The sequence below is a fragment of the Actinosynnema sp. NPDC050436 genome (assembly GCF_040655415.1).
Taxonomy (GTDB): domain Bacteria; phylum Actinomycetota; class Actinomycetes; order Mycobacteriales; family Pseudonocardiaceae; genus Actinosynnema.
This window is the reverse complement of sequence record NZ_JBFAJV010000005.1, coordinates 123114-141544: the sequence shown is the minus strand read 5'-3', so window position 1 is coordinate 141544 and position 18431 is coordinate 123114. Positions and strand designations below refer to the sequence as shown.

At 74.4% G+C, this 18431-nt stretch carries 23 protein-coding genes; 7 read left to right on the top strand and 16 right to left on the bottom strand.

What is annotated here, in order from left to right; genetic code table 11:
* Nucleotides 1–52 precede the first annotated feature (52 nt).
* Genes AB0I60_RS15475 through AB0I60_RS15455 form a run of 5 tightly spaced genes read right to left on the bottom strand, consistent with a single transcriptional unit; the run spans nt 53 to nt 3205 of the window.
* Entirely contained in the window at nt 53–448 is a 396-nt protein-coding gene (locus AB0I60_RS15475) for an OsmC family protein (RefSeq protein ID WP_360729999.1), read from the bottom strand.
* 10 nt (nt 449–458) lie between these two features.
* The gene (locus AB0I60_RS15470) at nt 459–962 is read right to left on the bottom strand and encodes a hemerythrin domain-containing protein (RefSeq protein WP_360729996.1); all 504 of its coding nucleotides are present in this window, start codon (nt 960–962) and stop codon (nt 459–461) included.
* A complete protein-coding gene (locus tag AB0I60_RS15465) occupies nt 952–1761 on the bottom strand; it encodes an MBL fold metallo-hydrolase (RefSeq protein WP_360729994.1) in 810 nt (269 codons plus the stop codon). The genes AB0I60_RS15470 and AB0I60_RS15465 overlap by 11 nt, the downstream gene beginning before the upstream one ends.
* A gap of 17 nt (nt 1762–1778) precedes the next feature.
* On the bottom strand, nt 1779–2573 hold the full coding sequence (gene murI / locus AB0I60_RS15460; RefSeq protein WP_360729991.1) for a glutamate racemase: 795 nt from the start codon (nt 2571–2573) through the stop codon (nt 1779–1781).
* Nucleotides 2570–3205: a rhomboid family intramembrane serine protease gene (locus AB0I60_RS15455; RefSeq protein ID WP_360729989.1), complete on the bottom strand. Its 636-nt coding sequence runs from the start codon at nt 3203–3205 to the stop codon at nt 2570–2572. The genes murI and AB0I60_RS15455 overlap by 4 nt, the downstream gene beginning before the upstream one ends.
* Nucleotides 3206–3343: 138 nt before the next feature.
* Here AB0I60_RS15455 and AB0I60_RS15450 point away from each other — a divergent pair, with 138 nt between their 5' ends.
* Complete coding sequence (locus tag AB0I60_RS15450; protein ID WP_360729986.1) at nt 3344–4189, top strand: SMP-30/gluconolactonase/LRE family protein; 846 nt, start codon at nt 3344–3346, stop codon at nt 4187–4189.
* A 37-nt stretch (nt 4190–4226) separates the two neighbouring features.
* Here AB0I60_RS15450 and AB0I60_RS15445 read toward each other — a convergent pair whose 3' ends face one another.
* The 7 genes from AB0I60_RS15445 to clpS form a co-directional block, all read right to left on the bottom strand.
* The gene (locus AB0I60_RS15445) at nt 4227–5018 is read right to left on the bottom strand and encodes an MBL fold metallo-hydrolase (protein WP_360729983.1); all 792 of its coding nucleotides are present in this window, start codon (nt 5016–5018) and stop codon (nt 4227–4229) included.
* A 500-nt stretch (nt 5019–5518) separates the two neighbouring features.
* On the bottom strand, nt 5519–5923 hold the full coding sequence (locus tag AB0I60_RS15440) for a cytidine deaminase (RefSeq protein ID WP_360729980.1): 405 nt from the start codon (nt 5921–5923) through the stop codon (nt 5519–5521).
* 168 nt (nt 5924–6091) lie between these two features.
* The gene (locus AB0I60_RS15435) at nt 6092–7042 is read right to left on the bottom strand and encodes a cysteine synthase (protein WP_360729978.1); all 951 of its coding nucleotides are present in this window, start codon (nt 7040–7042) and stop codon (nt 6092–6094) included.
* 3 nt (nt 7043–7045) lie between these two features.
* A complete protein-coding gene (locus tag AB0I60_RS15430) occupies nt 7046–7318 on the bottom strand; it encodes a MoaD/ThiS family protein (protein ID WP_360729975.1) in 273 nt (90 codons plus the stop codon).
* 54 nt (nt 7319–7372) lie between these two features.
* Nucleotides 7373–7828, bottom strand: a complete 456-nt coding sequence (locus tag AB0I60_RS15425; RefSeq protein WP_360729973.1) for a M67 family metallopeptidase — start codon at nt 7826–7828, stop codon at nt 7373–7375.
* 185 nt (nt 7829–8013) lie between these two features.
* Nucleotides 8014–8571, bottom strand: coding sequence for a DUF2017 domain-containing protein (locus AB0I60_RS15420; protein WP_360729970.1), 558 nt, complete (start codon nt 8569–8571; stop codon nt 8014–8016).
* Nucleotides 8568–8867, bottom strand: a complete 300-nt coding sequence (clpS, locus tag AB0I60_RS15415; RefSeq protein WP_360729967.1) for an ATP-dependent Clp protease adapter ClpS — start codon at nt 8865–8867, stop codon at nt 8568–8570. Before clpS ends, AB0I60_RS15420 begins: the two co-directional genes overlap by 4 nt.
* A 90-nt stretch (nt 8868–8957) precedes the next feature.
* Between clpS and AB0I60_RS15410 the strand changes: the two genes are divergently transcribed.
* A complete protein-coding gene (locus tag AB0I60_RS15410; protein ID WP_360729964.1) occupies nt 8958–10232 on the top strand; it encodes a nicotinate phosphoribosyltransferase in 1275 nt (424 codons plus the stop codon).
* Between the two features lie 18 nt (nt 10233–10250).
* Nucleotides 10251–10820, top strand: a complete 570-nt coding sequence (locus AB0I60_RS15405; protein ID WP_360729961.1) for an isochorismatase family protein — start codon at nt 10251–10253, stop codon at nt 10818–10820.
* Nucleotides 10821–10864: 44 nt separating this feature from the next.
* On the opposite strand, the gene AB0I60_RS15400 is transcribed toward AB0I60_RS15405, so the two are convergent.
* From AB0I60_RS15400 to AB0I60_RS15390, 3 genes are all read right to left on the bottom strand, one after another.
* On the bottom strand, nt 10865–11521 hold the full coding sequence (locus AB0I60_RS15400) for a hypothetical protein (RefSeq protein ID WP_360729959.1): 657 nt from the start codon (nt 11519–11521) through the stop codon (nt 10865–10867).
* Between the two features lie 135 nt (nt 11522–11656).
* Nucleotides 11657–12811, bottom strand: a complete 1155-nt coding sequence (gene wecB / locus AB0I60_RS15395; RefSeq protein WP_360729956.1) for a UDP-N-acetylglucosamine 2-epimerase (non-hydrolyzing) — start codon at nt 12809–12811, stop codon at nt 11657–11659.
* A gap of 100 nt (nt 12812–12911) precedes the next feature.
* Nucleotides 12912–13724, bottom strand: a complete 813-nt coding sequence (locus AB0I60_RS15390) for a hypothetical protein (RefSeq protein WP_360729954.1) — start codon at nt 13722–13724, stop codon at nt 12912–12914.
* Nucleotides 13725–14181: 457 nt separating this feature from the next.
* Between AB0I60_RS15390 and AB0I60_RS15385 the strand changes: the two genes are divergently transcribed.
* From AB0I60_RS15385 to AB0I60_RS15370, 4 genes are all read left to right on the top strand, one after another.
* Nucleotides 14182–14754, top strand: a complete 573-nt coding sequence (locus tag AB0I60_RS15385; RefSeq protein ID WP_360729951.1) for a biotin transporter BioY — start codon at nt 14182–14184, stop codon at nt 14752–14754.
* The gene (locus AB0I60_RS15380; protein WP_360729948.1) at nt 14751–14924 is read left to right on the top strand and encodes a nucleotidyltransferase domain-containing protein; all 174 of its coding nucleotides are present in this window, start codon (nt 14751–14753) and stop codon (nt 14922–14924) included. Before AB0I60_RS15385 ends, AB0I60_RS15380 begins: the two co-directional genes overlap by 4 nt.
* 14 nt (nt 14925–14938) lie before the next feature.
* The gene (locus AB0I60_RS15375) at nt 14939–15418 is read left to right on the top strand and encodes a hypothetical protein (RefSeq protein WP_360729946.1); all 480 of its coding nucleotides are present in this window, start codon (nt 14939–14941) and stop codon (nt 15416–15418) included.
* A gap of 119 nt (nt 15419–15537) precedes the next feature.
* Nucleotides 15538–17469, top strand: coding sequence for an ATP-dependent DNA helicase (locus AB0I60_RS15370; protein WP_360730634.1), 1932 nt, complete (start codon nt 15538–15540; stop codon nt 17467–17469).
* Between the two features lie 99 nt (nt 17470–17568).
* Here AB0I60_RS15370 and AB0I60_RS15365 read toward each other — a convergent pair whose 3' ends face one another.
* The gene (locus AB0I60_RS15365) at nt 17569–18414 is read right to left on the bottom strand and encodes an NAD(P)H-binding protein (RefSeq protein ID WP_360729944.1); all 846 of its coding nucleotides are present in this window, start codon (nt 18412–18414) and stop codon (nt 17569–17571) included.
* Nucleotides 18415–18431: the final 17 nt, after the last annotated feature.

The following is an 18431-nucleotide window of genomic DNA, read 5'->3' as shown; positions in this document are numbered from 1 at the left end:
GACCGGGCACCGAACCGACCGGGCACCGGCCGCCGCACGTGCCGTCCGGGCGCTACGGCAGGTGCAGCGGCGTCGGCGGCGACTCGTGCAGGGTGCGGGAGACGGTGCAGAGCTGGTCGACGGCCCGGCGCACGGTCACGTCGAGGGCTTCGCGCTGCTCGTCGGTCAGCGCGGACACGTCGTACTCCAGGGTCACCGGGACCTCGTGCAGCTCGTGCGCGCCCGCCGGCCGCACGTCGGCCGCCCGCGCCGACAGGACGGGACCGACCCTCCGCTCGATCAAGGTCTCGGCGGTCACCGCCGCGCAGCCCGCCATCGCGGCCAGCAGCAGTTCCACCGGGCTGAACGAGCCCTCCGCGCCCGCGCGGCCGATCGGCACCGAGGCACCCCGGCCGTTCGTGGCCACGAACTCGTGCTGACCGACCTTGCGCACCTCGACGTCCGACACCCGTCCGACGCTAGTCGATCCGGTCGGCGGTGGCCTTGGCGATCCGGCGCACGTACTCCAGGTCGCCGCAGTCCTCGTCCAGCGCCGCCTGCCGGGCTTCCAGGAACGCCCGGCCCAGCTCGGCGCGGCGGTCGTCGGCGACCTGCTCGCGGGCGTCGTTGAGGATCGTCCGCTCCTCCTCGTCCACGTGGTGGTTGAGGTTCTCGACGAGCTCCTCCAGCTTCGACTCCCACTCCTCGGTCTCGGGGTCCTTGACCTCCATCAGCGCCAGCAGCGCCTGGTGCCCCTCGGCGTGCTCCTCGGCCCCGTGGTCGACCTCGTCGTCGTCGACCTTGCGGTAGCGCTTGAGCGCCGGGTACACCTCCGCCTCCTCCGCCTCGGCGTGCGCGACCAGCAGCGCGGCCAGCTCGCCGAGGCGGGCGGCGCGGTCGGTGGAGCGGTCGCGCAGCTCGCGGAACAGCTCCTCGAACTTGCGGTGGTCGGCCAGGATCAGCTCGACGACATCAGTTGCCATGCCCGCCGATTACCCGGACCGCCGGCGCGTCAACCGCGCACTTGTGGCCCTGACGTGCGAGTTCGACCGGACCGTCGAACCGGGTGCGCGCCTCGGCGAGCACCTCCTCCGGGTCGGTCCACGGCGCGACGTGGGTCAGCAGCAGCCGGCCGGCGCCCGCCTCGGCGGCCAGCTCGCCCGCCTGCACGCCGGACAGGTGGGTGCCCGGCGGGCGGTCGTCGGCGTGCGTCCAGGTCGCCTCGGCCAGCAGCACGTCCGCGCCGCGCGCCAGGTCGACCAGCGCGCCGCACGGGCCGCTGTCGCCGGTGAACGCGAGGACCGCGCGCTCCGTGGCGATCCGGAACCCGTACGCCTCGCCGGGGTGGTCGACGCGGGCGGCGGTGATCTCGAACGGGCCCACCCGGAATGGCGCGGCGGTCAGGGCGTGGAAGTCGAACACGTCCGACAGGTCGGCGGTGCGCAACTCCTCGGCGCTCTCGGCGTAGGCGCGGGCGAAGCGCCGGGGCGCCTCGACCGGTGCGTGCACGGGCAGCTTGTGCCGGGTCGTGTCGTGCGGGGGGTGGGTGTGGTAGCGCCGCATCACCGCGAGCGTGGTGAAGTCCGCGCAGTGGTCGGGGTGCAGGTGCGAGAACAGCAGCGCGTCCAGCGAGAACGGGTCGCAGTGGGCTTGCAGCGAGGCCAGCACACCGTTGCCGAGCTCCAGCCCGAGGCGGTAGCCGTCCGCCTCGACGAGGTAGCCGGATGCGGGGCCGTCCGGCCCCGGCAGGCTGCCCGAGCAGCCGAGGATGGTCAACAGCACTGTTGGAGGGTGCCAAATCATTCGTGGGGGTGGAAAGACGCGTTTTCCAGCCGGGGCAGAAACCTGCGCGCCAGCCGGGCGAACAGGTCGGCCGGGCCGGTGCTGGAGAACCGCAGGTCCGGGTCGCCGGAGCGGAACCGGTCGAGGTCGGTCAGCACCCGGACGACGTCCTTCACGGTCTCCTCCGCGCTGGAGACCAACGTCACCCCGTCGCCCATGGCCAGTTGGATCACCCCGGTCAGCAGCGGGTAGTGGGTGCAGCCCAGCACGACCGTGTCGACCTCGGCGCGCTGCAACGGCTCCAGGTACGCCTGGGCGAGGCCGAGCACCTGGCGGCCGGTGGTGGTGCCGCGCTCCACGAAGTCGACGAACCTCGGGCAGGCGACCGCCGTGACCTCGATGGCGGGCGCGGCGGCGAACGAGTCCTGGTACGCGCCGGACGCGATGGTGCCGACCGTGCCGATCACGCCGACCCGGCCGGTGCGGGTGGTCGCCACGGCCCGGCGGACGGCGGGCAGCACGACCTCCACCACCGGCACGTCGTAGCGCTCGCGGGCGTCGCGCAGGCAGGCCGAGGACGCCGTGTTGCAGGCGATCACCAGCAGCTTCGCGCCGTCCTCGACCAGCCGGTCGAGGTGGCCCAGGGCCAGTTCGCGCACCTCGGCGATGGGGCGCGGGCCGTACGGGGCGTTGGCCGTGTCGCCGAGGTAGCGGATGCTCTCCTCGGGCAGCTGGTCCATGATCGCGCGGGCGACGGTGAGCCCGCCGACCCCGGAGTCGAAGACGCCGATCGGCGCGTCGGCGGCCGTCACGCGGCGGCAGCCCGGTCGAGGTGCCGGTGGTTGTCCCGCGCGACGCCCCAGGCCGCGAGCACGCCGCCCAGCGCGCCGAACAGGTGGCTCTCCCAGGAGATGCCGGACTGGCCGGGCAGCACGCCCCACAGCATCGCGCCGTAGACCGCGAACACCGCCACCGCCACCACGACCTGCGCCGTGGCCCGCGCGAAGACGCCCCGCACGAGCAGGAACACCAGGTAGCCGAAGACCAGGCCGGACGCGCCGATGTGGCTGCCGGGCGAGCCGATCAGCCACACGCCGAGGCCGTCGGTCAGCCAGATGACGGCGGTGACCTGGAGGAACTGCGCGATGCCGCCGGAGGTGGCGAGGAAGCCGAGGATCAGCAGCGGCACCGCGTTGCCGGTCAGGTGCTCCCAGCCGCCGTGCAGGACCGGGGCCCAGATGAGGTTGTCCCACTCGGTGAAGTCGCGCGGGATCACGCCCTCGCCGTCGAGGCTGCCGCCCAGCGCCGTGTCGACGCCCTCCACCACGAACATCAGCGCCACGAACCCGGCCACGACCACCGCCGACAGCAGCGGCCGGGGCGGGATGACGCGCTTGGCCGGCGACCGGGTGGGCGGGGCCGGTGACACAACCGTCGGGTCCACACCTCCAGGTTACGGGTGAACGGGCCGGCGCAGGAGCCCGGTTCGCGCGGCGGGACGGCGGTCTGCGAGACCGCGGTGTTCCGAGGTCAGGGGGCACGCGCGTGCCGCTTCCGGGTGATCGACGCCTACGCTGGGCCCGTGTCGATCGAAGTGGCCGTGCGCACCGGGGCCGAACTGGGCGGAGCACCCACCTGGGACCACGGCAGTGGGACCCTCGTCTGGGTGGACGTCCTCGGCAGCCGGGTGCACCGGTACTCGCCGCACCGGGACGAGGACGCGGTGCTCGACGTGCCGCAGCACGTCGGCGCGGCGAAGCCCCGCACCCGGGGCGGGCTCGTGCTCAACCTGCGGGACGGGGTCGCGCTGGTCGACCGGGACGGCGCGAAGACGTGGCTGGTCTACTGGGCGCGCGACGGCGTGCGCGGCAACGGCGCGGCGGTCGACCCGGCGGGCCGGCTGTGGGCCGGGACCACGCGCTACGACGAGGACCCGGGCGGCTGGCTGGCCCGCGTCGACCCGACCGGCGACGCGAAGGTGGTGCTGGGCGACGTCACGGGCGGCAACGGCGTCGACTGGAGCCCCGACGGCACGCTGATGTACTACGCCGACTCGGCGACCCGCCGGATCGACGTGCTCGACTACGACCGCGACACCGGCGAGGCCACCAACCGCCGCACGGTGGCCGAGGTGGACCGGGGCCTGCCGGACGGGCTGTGCGTGGACGCGTCGGGCGCGGTCTGGGTGGCGCTGTGGGGTGGCGCGGCGGTGCGGCGGTACGCGCCGGACGGCCGGGTCGACACCGAGGTCGAACTCCCGGTGGGTCAGCCGAGCGCGTGCGCGTTCGGCGGCCAGGACTTCACCGACCTGTACGTGACGACCGCGCGGGTCGGCCTGTCCGGCGACGCGCTGAGCGAGCTGGCCGGGTCGGTGCTGGTCCTGCCGGGCGTGGGCGAGGGCCGCCCGTCCACCGCCTTCGCCGGGTAGCCGGGAGCGGACCGCCGGCAGCGGCCGGCCGCGCGGGTCAGGCCGTGTCGGCCTGGGTGGTGGCGTGGATCTCGTACACGTCACCCGGTTCGGCCAGGGTGACCGGGCCGTCGAACGCCTCGGTCGCGTCCGCCAGCACGCCGGCGCGGTCCGACCACGGCAGGACGTGCGTGAGCACGAGCCTGCCCACACCCGCCTCCGTCGCCACGACGCTGGTCTCCCGGCCGCTCATGTGCAGGTAGTTGGCCCGCCCGGCCTGCTCCCGCCACGCCGCGTCGGCCAGCAGCAGGTCCGCGCCCCGGGCCAGCTCCACCAGGTCCGGGCACGGGACGGTGTCGCCGGTGAACACCAGGGACGTGTCGCCGTGCGAGATCCGGAACGCGTACGCCTCGCAGATGTGCCGCATGGCCGCGACCTCGACCGTCACCGGCCCCACCTGGAAGCGGCCCGCGGCCAGCGGCACGAAGTCGAAGGTGTCCTCCAGGCGCAGGGTGGCCAACTCCTCCTCCGACGCGGCGTGCGCGGCGGCGAGCCGGGTCGGGGCGTGCGCCGGGGCGTGGACCGGGAGCCTGCCCCGCGACGGGGGCGGGGACGGGTGGGCGCGCAGGTAGGTGGTGAGCGCGCTGAAGTCCGCGCAGTGGTCGAGGTGCAGGTGCGACAGGAGCACGGCGTCGAGCGCGAACGGGTCGCACCGCCGCTGGAGCGCGCCGAACACGCCGCCGCCGAGTTCGACCGCGATCCGGACCCCGGCCACTTCGACGAGGTACCCCGAAGTGGGCAGGTCAGGACCGGGTGCGCTTCCCGAGCACCCGAGCACCGTCAATTGCATGGCGGCACGATAGCAGCCGCCAATGTGCAGTATTGCGGAAAACGCCACGGGCCGCCTGGCAATATCATTGGGCCAGGTTCACTCGAATGCATCAACGGGCCGGTGCCGAACGCGAGCACTCCCCGGATGCGCCCCCTGATCGGCCGCATTGACCGGTGACCGGATCGAGTTCGGGACAGCTCCGACTGCGGGTCACCGAAGGCAGGCGGTGGGGCATCCCGAACGGCCTGACCAGCCACGAATCCCCCGATCCGGCGGCCCGCGCGCGACGGCCGGGCGGATTGTGAGAGGTGGGCCACATTCATCATCCGGCCGGCGATCTGCGGGAAGTCCAGGTGAGCGCGAAGGCGACGCCGTGGTTCTGCCGGAATTACTGCCGGTGCCGCGCGCGGTGACCGGCGAACCGTTGTTCCACCGGCCCGTGCACGCTCCCCTGTCTGCGGTCGCGGTATTCCGCAGGACCCGTCCAGGGTGTTCTGCATTCCCGCGCCGGGGACGGGTCAGCGGCGGCGGCGCTCCAACGACGACAGGTGTTCCGACCAGCGGTAGGGGCTCGGCAGCAGCGCGCCGAGCGGGACCTCCTCGGTCTCCGAGACCAGCACGCGCACCCCCGGCACCAGGTCGGAGAGCACCTGGCGGCAGCGCCCGCACGGCACGACCACGCCGGACGCGTCGGCGGCCACCACGGTCTCCAGGTCGTAGGCGCCCTCGGCGGCTGCCGCGCCGATCACCACCAGCTCCGCGCACGGCCCGCCGGCGAAGTGGAAGACGTTCAGCCCGGTGAACGTGCGCCCGTCCACCGACCGGGCGGCGGCGGCCACCGTGTGGTGCCGCCACCGGCTGTGCGCGCGGGCCACGCCCACCGCGCGGTCGAGCAGTTCGCGGTCCGCTGCGGACAGGCTCACTCGGCACCACCGGCTAGACGGACCGGGACGCCCGAATAGTAGGAACAGCGCCGGCGGCCGGGTAGCGCCGAACGGGCGACCGGGCCGTGAACCGGCACCGGGGACGGGAACGGCCTGCCGACGCGCCCGCGAGTGGCGTCGGCAGGCCGGGTCCGCACGGCCGGGTGCTCAGGCCCAGAGGTGCCCGTCCAGGCGTTCCGCCGCCTCGTCCAGGGTCCCCGAGTACGCGCCGGTCGACAGGTACTTCCAGCCCGCGTCCGCCACCACGAACGCCACGTCCGCCGACTCGCCCCGGCTCGCGGCCTTCTCGGCCGCCCCCAGCGCGGCGTGCAGGATCGCGCCCGTCGAGATGCCCGCGAAGATGCCCTCGACCTCCAGCAGCTGGCGGGTGCGGCGCAGCGCGTCGTACGAGCCGACCGAGTACCGGCCCGTGAGGACCTCCGCGTCGTACAGCTCGGGCACGAAGCCCTCGTCCAGGTTGCGCAGGCCGTAGACCAGCTCGCCGTACCGGGGTTCGGCGGCGATGACCTGCACGTCGGGCTTCTGCTCGCGCAGGTAGCGGCCGACGCCGACGAGCGTGCCGGTGGTGCCCAGGCCCGCCACGAAGTGCGTGATGGTCGGCAGGTCCTTGAGGATCTCCGGACCCGTGCCGTGGTAGTGCGCGCCCGCGTTCGCGGGGTTGCCGTACTGGTAGAGCATCACCCAGTCGGGGTTCTGCGCGGCCAGCTCCTTGGCCCGCGCCACCGCCTGGTTGGACCCGCCGGCGGCGGGCGAGAACACGATCCGCGCGCCGTACGCCTGCAGGAGCTGCTTGCGCTCGGTGGAGGTGTTCTCCGGCATCACGCACACCAGGCCGTAGCCCTTGAGCTTGGCCGCCATCGCCAGCGCGATGCCGGTGTTGCCCGAGGTCGGCTCCAGGATCGTGCAGCCGGGGGTCAGCCGCCCGGACCGCTCGGCCTCCTCGATCATCATCAGGACCGGGCGGTCCTTGATCGAGCCGGTCGGGTTGCGGTCCTCCAGCTTGGCCCACAGCCGGACGTCCTTCGAGGGCGACAGCCGGGGCAGCCCCACCAGGGGCGTGCCGCCGACCGCGTCCAGCAGCGACTCGTACCGAGCCATCGCTCAGCCGCCCGCGACGGCCGGGAGGATCGTGACCGTGTCGCCGTCCTTGACCGCCGCTTCGAGGCCGCCCGCGAAGCGGACGTCCTCGTCGTTGACGTAGACGTTGACGAACCGGTGCAGCGCGCCCTCCTTCACCAGGCGGTCCTTCAGGCCGCCGTGGTTGGCCTCCAGGTCGTCGATGACCTGGGCGAGCGTGGAGCCCGCGGCCTCCACGGACTTCTGCCCGGCGGTGTGGGTGCGCAGGATCGTGGGGATCGAGACGGTGACGGACATGCTGGGACCTCCGAGAAGAGCCGGATATCGGGAGATGTGTCGGACGACGGAGCTTCAGCGGCAGTCGGGCGCGTCGTCCGCGCCGTTGTGCGCGAACATGTACGACTCGACCACCTCGACCGGTTCTTCGGTCACGACGCCGTCCACGATCCGGTAGGAGCGCAGCTCGTGCTCCTCCGGGTCCCTGGTGGAGACCAGGACGTAGTGGGCGTCGGGCTCGCTGGCGTAGGAGATGTCCGTGCGCGAGGGGTAGGCCTCGGTCGCGGTGTGCGAGTGGTAGACGACCACCGGCACCTCGTCGGCCCGGTCCATCTCGCGCCACACCCGCAGCTGCTCGGCCGAGTCGAACCGGTAGAACGTCGGCGAGCGCTCGGCGTTGTCCATGGGGACGAACCGCTCGGGGCGGTCGGAGCCCTCGGGGCCCGCGATGATCCCGCACGCCTCGTCGGGGTGGTCACGACGGGCGTGCGCCACCATGGCGTCGACGAGGTCACGGCGAATCACCAGCACGACCCCATCCTACGTGGTGGCGGAAGTTGTCCCGGTGTGTGAGAACCCGCACCAGCGGGCCTTGTCGGCGGGTCGGCGGCCGGTCCGTGAGCGGTCGGCGACCTCGCGCCACCTCGGACGGCGCACGTTCCACCGGGATGCCGGAGGTCCGCCGGCCGGCCCGGGGCCGGCCGGCGGTCGCGTGCTCAGTCCAGGACCGCTTCGACCAGGGTCTCCTGCACCCACGTCAGCCAGTGGTAGACGCCCAGGTGCGGCGAGCGCGGGTCGTCGGCCGGCAGCTCGTCGGGCATGTCGTCCTGCACGTCCAGCGCCGTGCCCAGGGCCAGCCGCACGTCGTTGAGCGCCGACAGCCACGCCTCGGCGTCCTCCAGGCGCAGCCGCACGTCGCCGCCGTCCGGCGGGCAGGTCTGGAGCACCACGGCGGCGACACCGCTCTTGAGGTCCAGCAGCTCGGGCTCGTGCAGCGAGCGCAGGGCGTTGGCCGAGTCGACCTCGGCCGGGTCCGGCGCGTCCGGGTCCAACCGGTGGAAGTCGGGCAGCAGCCGGCCCAGGATCGGGTCGTCCGGCGGCGTCGAGGGGCCCGTCCTGATCCCGGTCAGCTCGGCCAGCTCGTCCTGCGGGGCCTCCTCGGCGCGGGCCAGCAGCATGTCCTGGACCTGGCTCACCAGGCCGCGCACGACCGCCGCCTCCTGCCGGTCGAACCGGCCCAGCACGGTGTCGCCGGAGCGGGTCCACTTCTTCACGACGACCGCTGCATGGTCGCCCACAGCCCGGCCGCGTGCAGTCTGGCCACGTCGGCCTCCACCTTGTCCTTCGATCCCGACGACACGATCGCCCGGCCTTTGTGGTGCACGTCCAGCATCAGCTTCGTCGCGTGGTCGCGGCTGTAGCCGAACAGCTTCTGGAACACGTACGTCACGTAGGACATCAGGTTCACCGGGTCGTTCCAGACCAGCGTCTGCCAAGGGCGGTCCTCGGTGCGGACCTCCTCGGGCGCCGGGTCAACCTGCGTCCGCTCATGCTCGACGGGCGTGGTCATACCGCCAATGGTGTCATGTTCCGCTCCGTGGCGGAGGCCATAGGTCCACCTCCTGCGACAACGCCCCGGTCGAGCCTAGGCTCTTGCCCCATGTCGACGTCGCTGTTCACGGACCACTACGAGTTGACGATGCTGGCCGCGGCATTGCGCGACGGCACCGCCGACCGTCCGTGCGTGTTCGAGGTGTTCGCCCGCAGGCTGCCCGAGGGCAGGCGCTACGGCGTGGTCGCGGGGACCGGCCGGCTGCTGGACGCGATCGAGGCGTTCCGGTTCGGCGGGCCGGAGCTGGAGCTGCTGGAGCGCACGGGCGTGGTGGACGACGCCACCCTGTCGTGGCTCGCGGACTACCGGTTCACCGGCGACGTCGACGGGTACCCGGAGGGCGAGCTGTACTTCCCGGGTTCGCCGGTCCTGTCCGTGCGCGCCTCCTTCGGCGTGGGCGTGGTGCTGGAGACGCTGGCCCTGTCGATCCTCAACCACGACAGCGCGATCGCGTCCGCAGCCGCCCGCATGGTCGGCGCGGCCAACGGCCGGCGGATGATCGAGATGGGGTCGCGCCGGACGCACGAGGACGCCGCCGTCGCATCGGCGCGCGCCGCGTACCTGGCGGGCTTCACCGCGACGTCGAACCTGGAGGCCGCCCGGCGGCACGGCATCCCGACCGCCGGCACGTGCGCGCACGCTTTCACGCTGCTGCACGACAGCGAGGAGGAGGCGTTCCGGGCCCAGGTGGACGCGCTGGGCGCGGGCACCACGCTGCTGGTGGACACCTACGACATCACGGCGGGCATCAAGACCGCCGTCGAGGTGGCCGGCCCGGAGCTGGGCGCGGTGCGGATCGACTCCGGCGACCTGGGCGTGCTGGCGCGGCAGGCGCGTGACCAGCTCGACTCGCTGGGTGCCAAGAACACCCGGATCGTCGTGTCCGGCGACCTGGACGAGTACTCGATCGCCGCGCTGCGCGCCGAACCCGTGGACGCGTACGGCGTGGGCACGTCGCTGGTGACCGGGTCCGGTGCGCCGACCGCCGGCATGGTCTACAAGCTGGTCGAGGTCGACGGGCGGCCGGTGGCGAAGCGCAGCTCCCACAAGGAGTCCCGTGGCGGGCGCAAGAACGCGCTGCGCCGCCACAAGGACACCGGGACGGCGTTGGAGGAGGTCGTCTTCCCGCACGCGCAGACGCCGGAAACGGGTGCCGACGACCGGCTGCTCCAGGTGCCGCTGGTGCGCGGCGGGCAGCGCGCCGAGGGGCTCGACTCCCTGGCGGAGAGCCGGGAACGGCTGCGCGCCGCCCTGGTCAGCGTGCCGTGGGAGGGCTTGAAGCTCTCCCGTGGCGAGCCCGCGATCCCGACGACGTTCCTCTAGGTTGCAGGAGGTGTGCGCATGACCAGGGCGCTGATCGTGGTGGACGTCCAGAACGACTTCTGCGAGGGCGGTTCGCTCGCGGTGGCCGGCGGCGCGGCGGTGGCGGCGGCGATCTCGTCGCACGTGGCGTCGAGCGGCTACGACCACGTGGTGGCCACCCGGGACTACCACGTGGACCCGGGCGACCACTTCAGCGCGACGCCGGACTACGTGGACTCGTGGCCGGTGCACTGCGTGGCCGGCACCGCCGGGGCTTCGTTCCACCCGGAGCTGGACGTGACGGCGGTGGAGGCGGTGTTCTCCAAGGGCGCCTACGCGGCGGCGTACTCGGGGTTCGAGGGCGCGTCGGGCGGCGGCGAGTCGCTGGTGGACTGGTTGCGCGGGCGCGGGGTGGACCGGGTGGACGTGGTGGGGATCGCCACCGACCACTGCGTCCGGGCGACCGCGCTCGACGCCGCGTCGGCCGGGTTCGCCACCACCGTGCTGCTGGGGCTCACGGCGGGGGTCGCACGGGCCACCGTGGACACCGCGCTGGACCGGATGCGGGCGGCGGGCGTCGCGCTGGACGGCTCGCCGCACGTGGGCTGAGCGCGGCGCCCGGCCCCGCCCGGTGCGGCGGGGCCGGGTGCGCGTCACGGGGTCGGCGAGCAGGACGCGGAGCCGACGACGACGTCGCCGCTGATGCCGGACGCCTCGGTGAAGCGGAGGTGCATGAGGTTCATGGCCAGGCTGCCGTCGTTCGGGTCGGGCAGCAGGACCTCGCTGAAGACGACCTCCGCCAGCACCGCGCCGGCCGTGCTCTTCACCTGGTGGCGGTGGTTCGTCGGGATCTCCCGGGGCAGCCCCGGGAACCCGCTGAGCGCTTCCAGCTCCCAGCCGGCCGACGTGCCGCTCTCCCGGCCGGTGCAGGCGACCTTCCACCGGCCGACCTTGAGCCGGGGACCGCCCGAGGCGGTCAGCGCCGACAGCTCGAACTCGGTGCCCTGCGCGGAGGACCTGGTCTCGGTCAGGTTGTGCTGCGCGTCGACCACGGTGGTCTCGCAGGTCGAGGTGCCGGCGCCGAACCGGATGCCCGCCTCCGCGACGGGGGCGGAGGACGCGGTGGTGGGTCCGCCGACCGAGCACGGCGCGAGCGCGGGCACGACGACGTGCTGCCCCGCCCGGGTGAAGTCCGCCGACCCGGCGGACGCGACGCCCGGCGGGGTGGCCGCGCGGGCGGGTGCGCCCGCCAGGCACAGCGCCAGCGCCGTGGCCACCGCCCCGGCCCGGCGCGCGAGGATGTGGTTCATTCCGATGCCCTTCTCGAAGTGCTCTGCCCCCGGCCCATGATCGATCGGCACGGGTCGCGCGCCGACCCGCGCTGCGACTTGTCACCCTCAAGGGGAATGTGAGTACCTGATCGAGTGGTCGGTGACCGAGTGCGGTCAACTGGGGATGCGCACCGGCAGCGCCGAGCCGAACAGCGCGGGCAGCCCGACGAGCCGTTCCAGCGCGCCGCGCACCCGGGTCGCGGCCCGGCCGTCGCCGTGCGGGTTGCGCCCCGGCGGCAGCCGCAGCCGCGACCCGAGCACCCAGCCCGCCTCGGCCAGGATGCGGGTGGTCTCGGTGCCGACCAGCCACGCGCACCCGGCGTCCACGGCGGACATCCGCTCCGTGGCGCGGCGCAGCACCAGCACCGGCACGCCGAACGTCGGCGCCTCCTCCTGCAGGCCGCCGGAGTCGGTGAGCACCAGCGCGGCCCGCCGCAGCGCCCGCACCAGGTCTGGGTAGCCGAGCGGCTCGCCCACCACGATCCGGGGGTGCCCGCTCAGCACCGCCCGGACCGCCCCGCGCACCTCCGGGTGGGCGGGCAGCAGCACCCGGACGTCGGGGTGGCGGTCGACCAGCGCCCGCACGGCGTGCAGCACCCGTTCCAGCGGTGCGCCCCGGGACTCCCGGCGGTGCGCGGTCACCAGCACCAGCCGGTCGCCGGTCGCGTCGAGGTCGGCCTCCAGCGCGGCCAGCGCGGGGTCGCGCACCGGGTGGTCGGCGGCGGCCACCCGCTGCACCGCGTCGACCACCGTGTTGCCGGTGACCACGATGTCGGCGGTCGGCAGCGCCTCCCCCACCAGCGCCGTCGCCGCGTCGTCGGTGGGCGCGAGGTGCAGCGCGGCGATCCGGGCGATCATCTGCCGGGTGCCCTCCTCGGGGAAGGGCCCGGCCAGGTCGCCGGTGCGCAGCCCGGCTTCCAGGTGCGCCACCGGGGTGCCGCGCCAGAACGCCGCGAGCGCGCCGGCCAGCGCGGTGGTGGTGTCGCCCTGCACCAGCACGACGGCCGGGTCGCGCACCCGCAGCACCCGGTCGAGCGCGGGCACCAGCGCGGCGAGCAGGCCGGCGTGGCCGTCGACGCCCGCCGGGGTCTGCAACACGACGTCGGGTTCGAGGTCGAACGCACCCAGCACCTCTTCGACCTCGCCGTCGCGCTGTCCGCTGTGGACGATCACGGGGCGCAGCACCGGGTGGTCGGCCAGCGCCAGCGCCACCGGCGCGATCTTCACCGCTTCGGCACGGGTGCCGGCGAGCAGCAGTACTTCCTTCACATCGCTCCTTCGTCGCAGGGGGCCGCGGGCAGCGCCGCAGGGGAAGCCGCCGTGCGGGCGCGCGGCTGTCGAGGGGCCGGGTCGGGTCCCGGCCCCCGGATCAGGAGGCCGGGACCTCGCGCCGCCGGCGCAGGCCGACCACGACGACGGGCACGGCGAACAGCGCGATCATGGCGATCCCCAGCCACAGGCCCGCCCCGGACGCCGTGGGCAGCGGGGGGCCGGCCGGTCCGCACGTCGCCGAGGCAAGCACCACGTCACCGGTGCCGATCGAGCCGAGCACGCCGCCGAGCAGCACCAGGTGCACGGCGTTGACGGTCAGGCCGCCGTCCGGGCCGGCCACCTGCTCGTTGAGCACGACGCGGGCGATGGCCGCGCCCGGCGGCCCGACGTCCACCACGGTGTTGGGCGCGGGTCTCGCGGTCGGGCCGCCGAGCCGGCCGAGGTCGAGCCCGACCAGCTCCGCCGCGCCGCCGACGCCCTCCCGGCCGGCCGAGCAGGTCGCCTCGGCGGTCGTGGCGGAGATCCCGCCGGTCACCGACGACAGCAGGTCCAGCCGCACGTCGGCGACGACCGCCCGGGACCGGGTGCCGGCGTCGTCGTCCCGGGCGGCCGAGGTGGTGATCACGCCGGTCGCCACCAGGTCCGGCACCGCGATCCCGGCGACCGTGCTGTCCGTAAGGCCGCCCGCGTCGACGGCGGCGACCGCGCTGCTCGTGCCACCCACTGCAGGGATGTCGGCCGGTCCGCTCACGTCGGCGGCGAACGGGCCGGCCAGCGCCGCGACACCGTCCAGCAGCGACAGGGCCACCCGCGCGCCGTGGGCGGAGGCGTCGCCGGGTGCCGCTGCGGAGACGGGGCCCGCACCGGCCAGGAGGGCCGCAGTGGCGGCCAGCCCGGCTAAGCCCGTCATTCGCACACGCATGAAACTCCTTCCGCACAGGTCTGAACGTTCTGATCGAGCAATTGCCCCTATCGGCGTTCCACCCGTCGTATTAAGGGTTGCTGCCCGTAAAGGAGGACGACGTCCACTCGAACCGCCCAACTGCGTCCACTGTCAGTGGACCCCTACCGCGAACGAGCCTCACGTTGTCACCCGTTCCGGCAGTGCGGATCACCGATTCCCCGGCCGATGACCTCCAGACAGCCCCGAACGGGCGGCCCACGGTCGTATGAAAGGAACCGTTCAAGTGGGTGTGCGGCCCGCCGGCCCGAACGGGTCAGCCGCCCACGGGAGCGACCGCCCCACCCGCGCGGGGTCCACGGTGCGGGAAGACGGCGTGACGTCCGCGACTTTGTAGACCTGCGACAAAGACCGGACCAGTGATCGTTGGTTAACCTCGGGGCCGACTCGATCCCTGGAGGTCCCTGTGTCCGTCATCGCCGTCCACGGCCGTCGCGTGCTGGCCGACCTGGTCCCCGGCGCGCTGGCCCGTGACATCGCGCTGGTCGTCGCGGGCGCCGGCTTCACCGGCCTGGCCGCCCAGGTCGCGCTGCCCCTGCCGGGCAGCCCGGTGCCGATCACCGGCCAGACCTTCGCCGCCCTGCTGGTCGGCGCGGCCCTCGGCTGGCGGCGCGGCGGTGCCGCCATGGTGCTGTACCTGGTCGCGGGCGTGGCCGGGGTGCCGTGGTTCCAGGGCGCGTCGTCCGGGATGCCCGCGTCGCTGGGCTACGTGGTGGGCTTCGTCTTCGCCGGTGTCCTGGTGGGCCACCTGGCCGGGCGCGGCGGCGACCGCACCCCGCTGCGCACGGTCGGCACGATGGCCCTCGGCAACCTGGTGATCTACGCCTTCGGCGTGCCCTACCTGATGGCAGCGGCCAACGTGGGCTTCGCCAAGGCGCTGTCGCTGGGCGTCACCCCGTTCCTGCTCGGCGACGCGCTGAAGATCGCGCTCGCGGCGGGCCTGCTGCCGGCCGCGTGGGCGCTGGTCAAGCGTCGGTGACCCCCTACTTACCGCAGGTCGACCGGTCGGCGCCCGGCCTGGTCGTCGCGGCGCACGTGGTGGGCTCCACCACGCTCGACGACCGCGCGCCGGGCTCCGACCTGGACCTGGTGGTGGAACTGGCCCGCACCCCCACCCGGCCGACCTGGCGGCGCTCGCCGCCGCGCTGACACCGGACCTCGACGTGGTGTACCTGGTCGACGGCGCACCCGGCCCGTGGGCGCGCGACGGCGAACTGCACACCGACCGGCCGGCCGAGCTGACGCCCGTGCTGCGCGACCAGCTCACCAGGTACTCCCGGACGTTGCGCGGCCCGCGCCCGCACTTCCCGGTCACCGCCGGGGAAGTCGCCGACCACTGCCGCGCCAACCTGCGCGCGTACTGGGCACCGCTGGTCGAGCACGCGGCGGCGGCGACCGGCCCGGTGCACCGGGAAGGCGTGCTGTGGCTGGGACTGGGCCCGGCACGGCTGTGGCACACGATCCGCACCGGCGAGATCGTGGGCAAGACCCGGGCCGGTGAGCTGGCCGCCGCGCACTGGCCCGACCTGGCCGGGCCCGTGCGGGAGATCGTGGCGGCGCGGCACGACCCGGACCTGCCGCTCGACGAGGTCCACCGCCGCGCGGCGGTCGACCTCGGACGGCGGGTGCTGTCCGAGGGCTGAGGCCGCCGGCGGGTACCGTCTCCGGCGTGCCGTCCACCACCGCCATCCCCGACACCAGGACCCTGCTCGCCGTGGCCGTGGAGGCGGTGGGCGGAGCCGAGCGCGTGGGCCAGGTGGACATGGCCGAGGCCGTCGAGCGGGCCATCCGGACCGGGGAGCACCTGGCCGTCCAGGCCGGCACCGGCACCGGCAAGTCGTTGGCCTACCTGGTGCCCGCGATCCGGCACGCGGTGGCCGCCGAGTCCACCGTGGTCATCTCCACGGCCACCATCGCGCTGCAACGCCAGTTGGTGGACCGCGACCTGCCCCGCCTGGCCAAGGCGTTGCGCCGGGAGCTGGGGCGCGAGCCGCGCTTCGCCATCCTGAAGGGCCGCCGCAACTACCTCTGCATGCACCGCGTGCACACCGGGGCGCCGGACGAGCCGGAGGAAGCCGGGCTGTTCGACCCGTTCACGGTGTCCCGGCTGGGCCGCGAGGTGAAGCGGCTGCACGAGTGGTCCTCCGACACCGAGACCGGCGACCGCGACGAGCTGGTCCCCGGCGTGAGCGAGCAGTCCTGGCGGCAGGTCTCGGTGACCGCCCGCGAGTGCCTGGGCGTGGCCAAGTGCCCGATCGGCACCGACTGCTTCGCCGAGCGGGCCCGCGCCGAGGCGGGGCGCGCGGACGTCGTGGTGACCAACCACGCGATGCTGGCCGTCGACGCCCTGGAGGGCTACCAGGTGCTGCCCGACCACGACGTGGTGGTGATCGACGAGGCGCACGACCTGGTCGACCGCATCACGTCCGTGGCGACCGAGGAGCTGAGCGCGTCGCTGGTGGCCACCGCCGCCCGCCGCTGCGGCCGGCTCATCGACCAGGGCGTGGCCGACCGGATGGCCGAGGCGAGCGACGGCCTGGCGATGATCCTGGAGGACGCCCCGGCCGGCCGGCTGGACGCGCTGCCGCCCGCGCTGGCGGGTGCGCTGCGGGCCACCAAGGACGCCGCGCACGCCTGCATCACCTCGCTCGGGCCGGAGCGCAAGGAGGACGTCGACGGCGCGACGTCCCGCAAGCTGGCGCGGTCGCTGCTGGACGACGTGCACGACTGCGCCGCCCGCATCCTGACCGCGTTCGACGACGACCACGACGTGGTGTGGGTGTCCGGCGACTTCGCCGACCGCACCAAGCCCGCGTCGCTGCGGGTGGCGCCGCTGGGCGTCGGCGGGCTGCTGCGCGAGCGCCTGTTCGGCAAGCGCACCACCATCCTCACGTCCGCGACGCTGACCCTCGGCGGCACGTTCGACACCCTGGCCCGCCAGTGGGGCCTGCCGGCCGCGTCGAGCGGGAAGAAGGCCGAGGGGACCGCGAGCGACAAGGAGGCGCCGTCCGACCTCACCGGCCCGCGCTGGTCTGGCCTCGACGTCGGCTCGCCGTTCGAGCACGGCAGCAGCGGCATCCTCTACGTGGCCCGCCACCTGCCCCCGCCGGGCCGCGACGGCCTGCCGCCGTCCTACGTGGACGAGCTGGAGGGCCTGGTGAACGCGGCGGGCGGCCGGACCCTGGGCCTGTTCTCGTCGATGCGGGCGGCCAAAGCGGCGGCCGAGGCGCTGCGCGGCAAGCTCGACCACCCGGTGCTGTGCCAGGGCGACGACGCCACCGGCCAGCTGGTGAAGCGCTTCGCCGAGGACCCGAGGACGTGCCTGTTCGGCACGCTCTCGCTGTGGCAGGGCGTGGACGTGCCGGGCCCGGCGCTGCAACTGGTGGTGATGGACCGCATCCCGTTCCCGCGCCCGGACGACCCGTTGGCGTCGGCGCGGCAGAAGGCGGTGGAGTCGCGCGGCGGCAACGGGTTCCTGACCGTGGCGGCGACCCACGCGGCGCTGCTGCTGGCGCAGGGCGCGGGCCGGCTGCTGCGCTCGATGAGCGACAAGGGCGTGGTCGCCATCCTGGACCCGCGCCTGGCGACGGCCCGCTACGGCGGCTTCCTGCGCGCGTCCCTGCCCCCGTTCTGGACGACCTACGACCCGGAGGTCGTCCGCGCCGCCCTCAAACGCCTGGACGCCGCGAACTAGCGCGTCGGCCGCCGCCGGGCTGCGGAAGGGCCTGCACGGCACGGCACCGGCAGGAGACGAGCGGACCGGGAGCACGCCCCCTCGTCGCCTGCCGGGGTGTCAGCGGAAGTCGGCCACGTGGTCGCGCGCCCACCGGGCGTAGGACCGCGCGGGGCGGCCGAGCGCCTGCTCCACGTCCGGCCAGGGCGTGAGCAGCGCCGAGTAGTCGTCGTCGGGCACGTCCCCGCCCGACGACTCGCCGCCGTCGTAGTTCACGAACCCCAGCAGCAGGTCGGCGTGCTCGGCCGCGAAACCGCCCAGCGCCCGCATCTCCTCGCGCGCGGTCTCCCGCGACACCACCTCGAAGCGGACCTCCTCGCCCAGCGCGGCGGAGATCGCGGCCACCTGCTGCCGGTTGGTGATCAGCTCCGGGCCGGTCAGCGTGTACGCCCGGCCGGCGTGCCCGTCCTCCAGCAGCGCCGCCACGGCGACCGCCGCGATGTCGTCCTCGTGCACCGGCACGGACGCCTCGTCCGGGAACGGGTGGCGCACCACCCGGGCCGCCCGGATCGCCGGCGCCCACACCGGCAGCACGTTCGCCATGAACCCGGCCGGCCGGACGTGCGTCCACTCCGCACCGGACGCCTCGACCGCCGCCTCCACCGGGTTGACGTGCAGCCCGACCGTCACCGCCGCCGCCGACAGGTCCACGACGCGCCGGACGCCGCAGCGCGCCGCACGGGCCGCGACCGCGCCGTCGCCGGCCGGGAAGAGGTACAGCCGGTCGACGCCGGCGAACCACTCGTCGCGGGGGTCCAGCAGGTCGCCCGCCACCACCTCGACCGACGGCGGCAGCCCGGTCGCGGGCCGCCGGGACAGCGCCCGCACCTCCTCGCCGGCCGCCACCAGCCGCTCGACCACCCGCCGCCCCACCACACCGGTCGCCCCGGTCACCAAGATCGCCATGACCGGGACGCTACGGG

Bases quoted from the DNA above. Each gene is read 5' to 3' on its own strand.
- clpS (WP_360729967.1), bottom strand. From the start codon at position 8,867: ATGACCACGCCCGTCGAGCATGAGCGGACGCAGGTTGACCCGGCGCCC.
- AB0I60_RS15435 (WP_360729978.1), bottom strand. From the start codon at position 7,042: ATGGCTCGGTACGAGTCGCTGCTGGACGCGGTCGGCGGCACGCCCCTG.
- AB0I60_RS15430 (WP_360729975.1), bottom strand. From the start codon at position 7,318: ATGTCCGTCACCGTCTCGATCCCCACGATCCTGCGCACCCACACCGCC.
- AB0I60_RS15400 (WP_360729959.1), bottom strand. From the start codon at position 11,521: ATGAACCACATCCTCGCGCGCCGGGCCGGGGCGGTGGCCACGGCGCTG.
- AB0I60_RS15470 (WP_360729996.1), bottom strand. From the start codon at position 962: ATGGCAACTGATGTCGTCGAGCTGATCCTGGCCGACCACCGCAAGTTC.
- AB0I60_RS15390 (WP_360729954.1), bottom strand. From the start codon at position 13,724: ATGACGGGCTTAGCCGGGCTGGCCGCCACTGCGGCCCTCCTGGCCGGT.
- AB0I60_RS15365 (WP_360729944.1), bottom strand. From the start codon at position 18,414: ATGGCGATCTTGGTGACCGGGGCGACCGGTGTGGTGGGGCGGCGGGTG.
- AB0I60_RS15445 (WP_360729983.1), bottom strand. From the start codon at position 5,018: ATGCAATTGACGGTGCTCGGGTGCTCGGGAAGCGCACCCGGTCCTGAC.
- AB0I60_RS15410 (WP_360729964.1), top strand. From the start codon at position 8,958: ATGTCGACGTCGCTGTTCACGGACCACTACGAGTTGACGATGCTGGCC.
- AB0I60_RS15370 (WP_360730634.1), top strand. From the start codon at position 15,538: ATGGCCGAGGCCGTCGAGCGGGCCATCCGGACCGGGGAGCACCTGGCC.
- AB0I60_RS15405 (WP_360729961.1), top strand. From the start codon at position 10,251: ATGACCAGGGCGCTGATCGTGGTGGACGTCCAGAACGACTTCTGCGAG.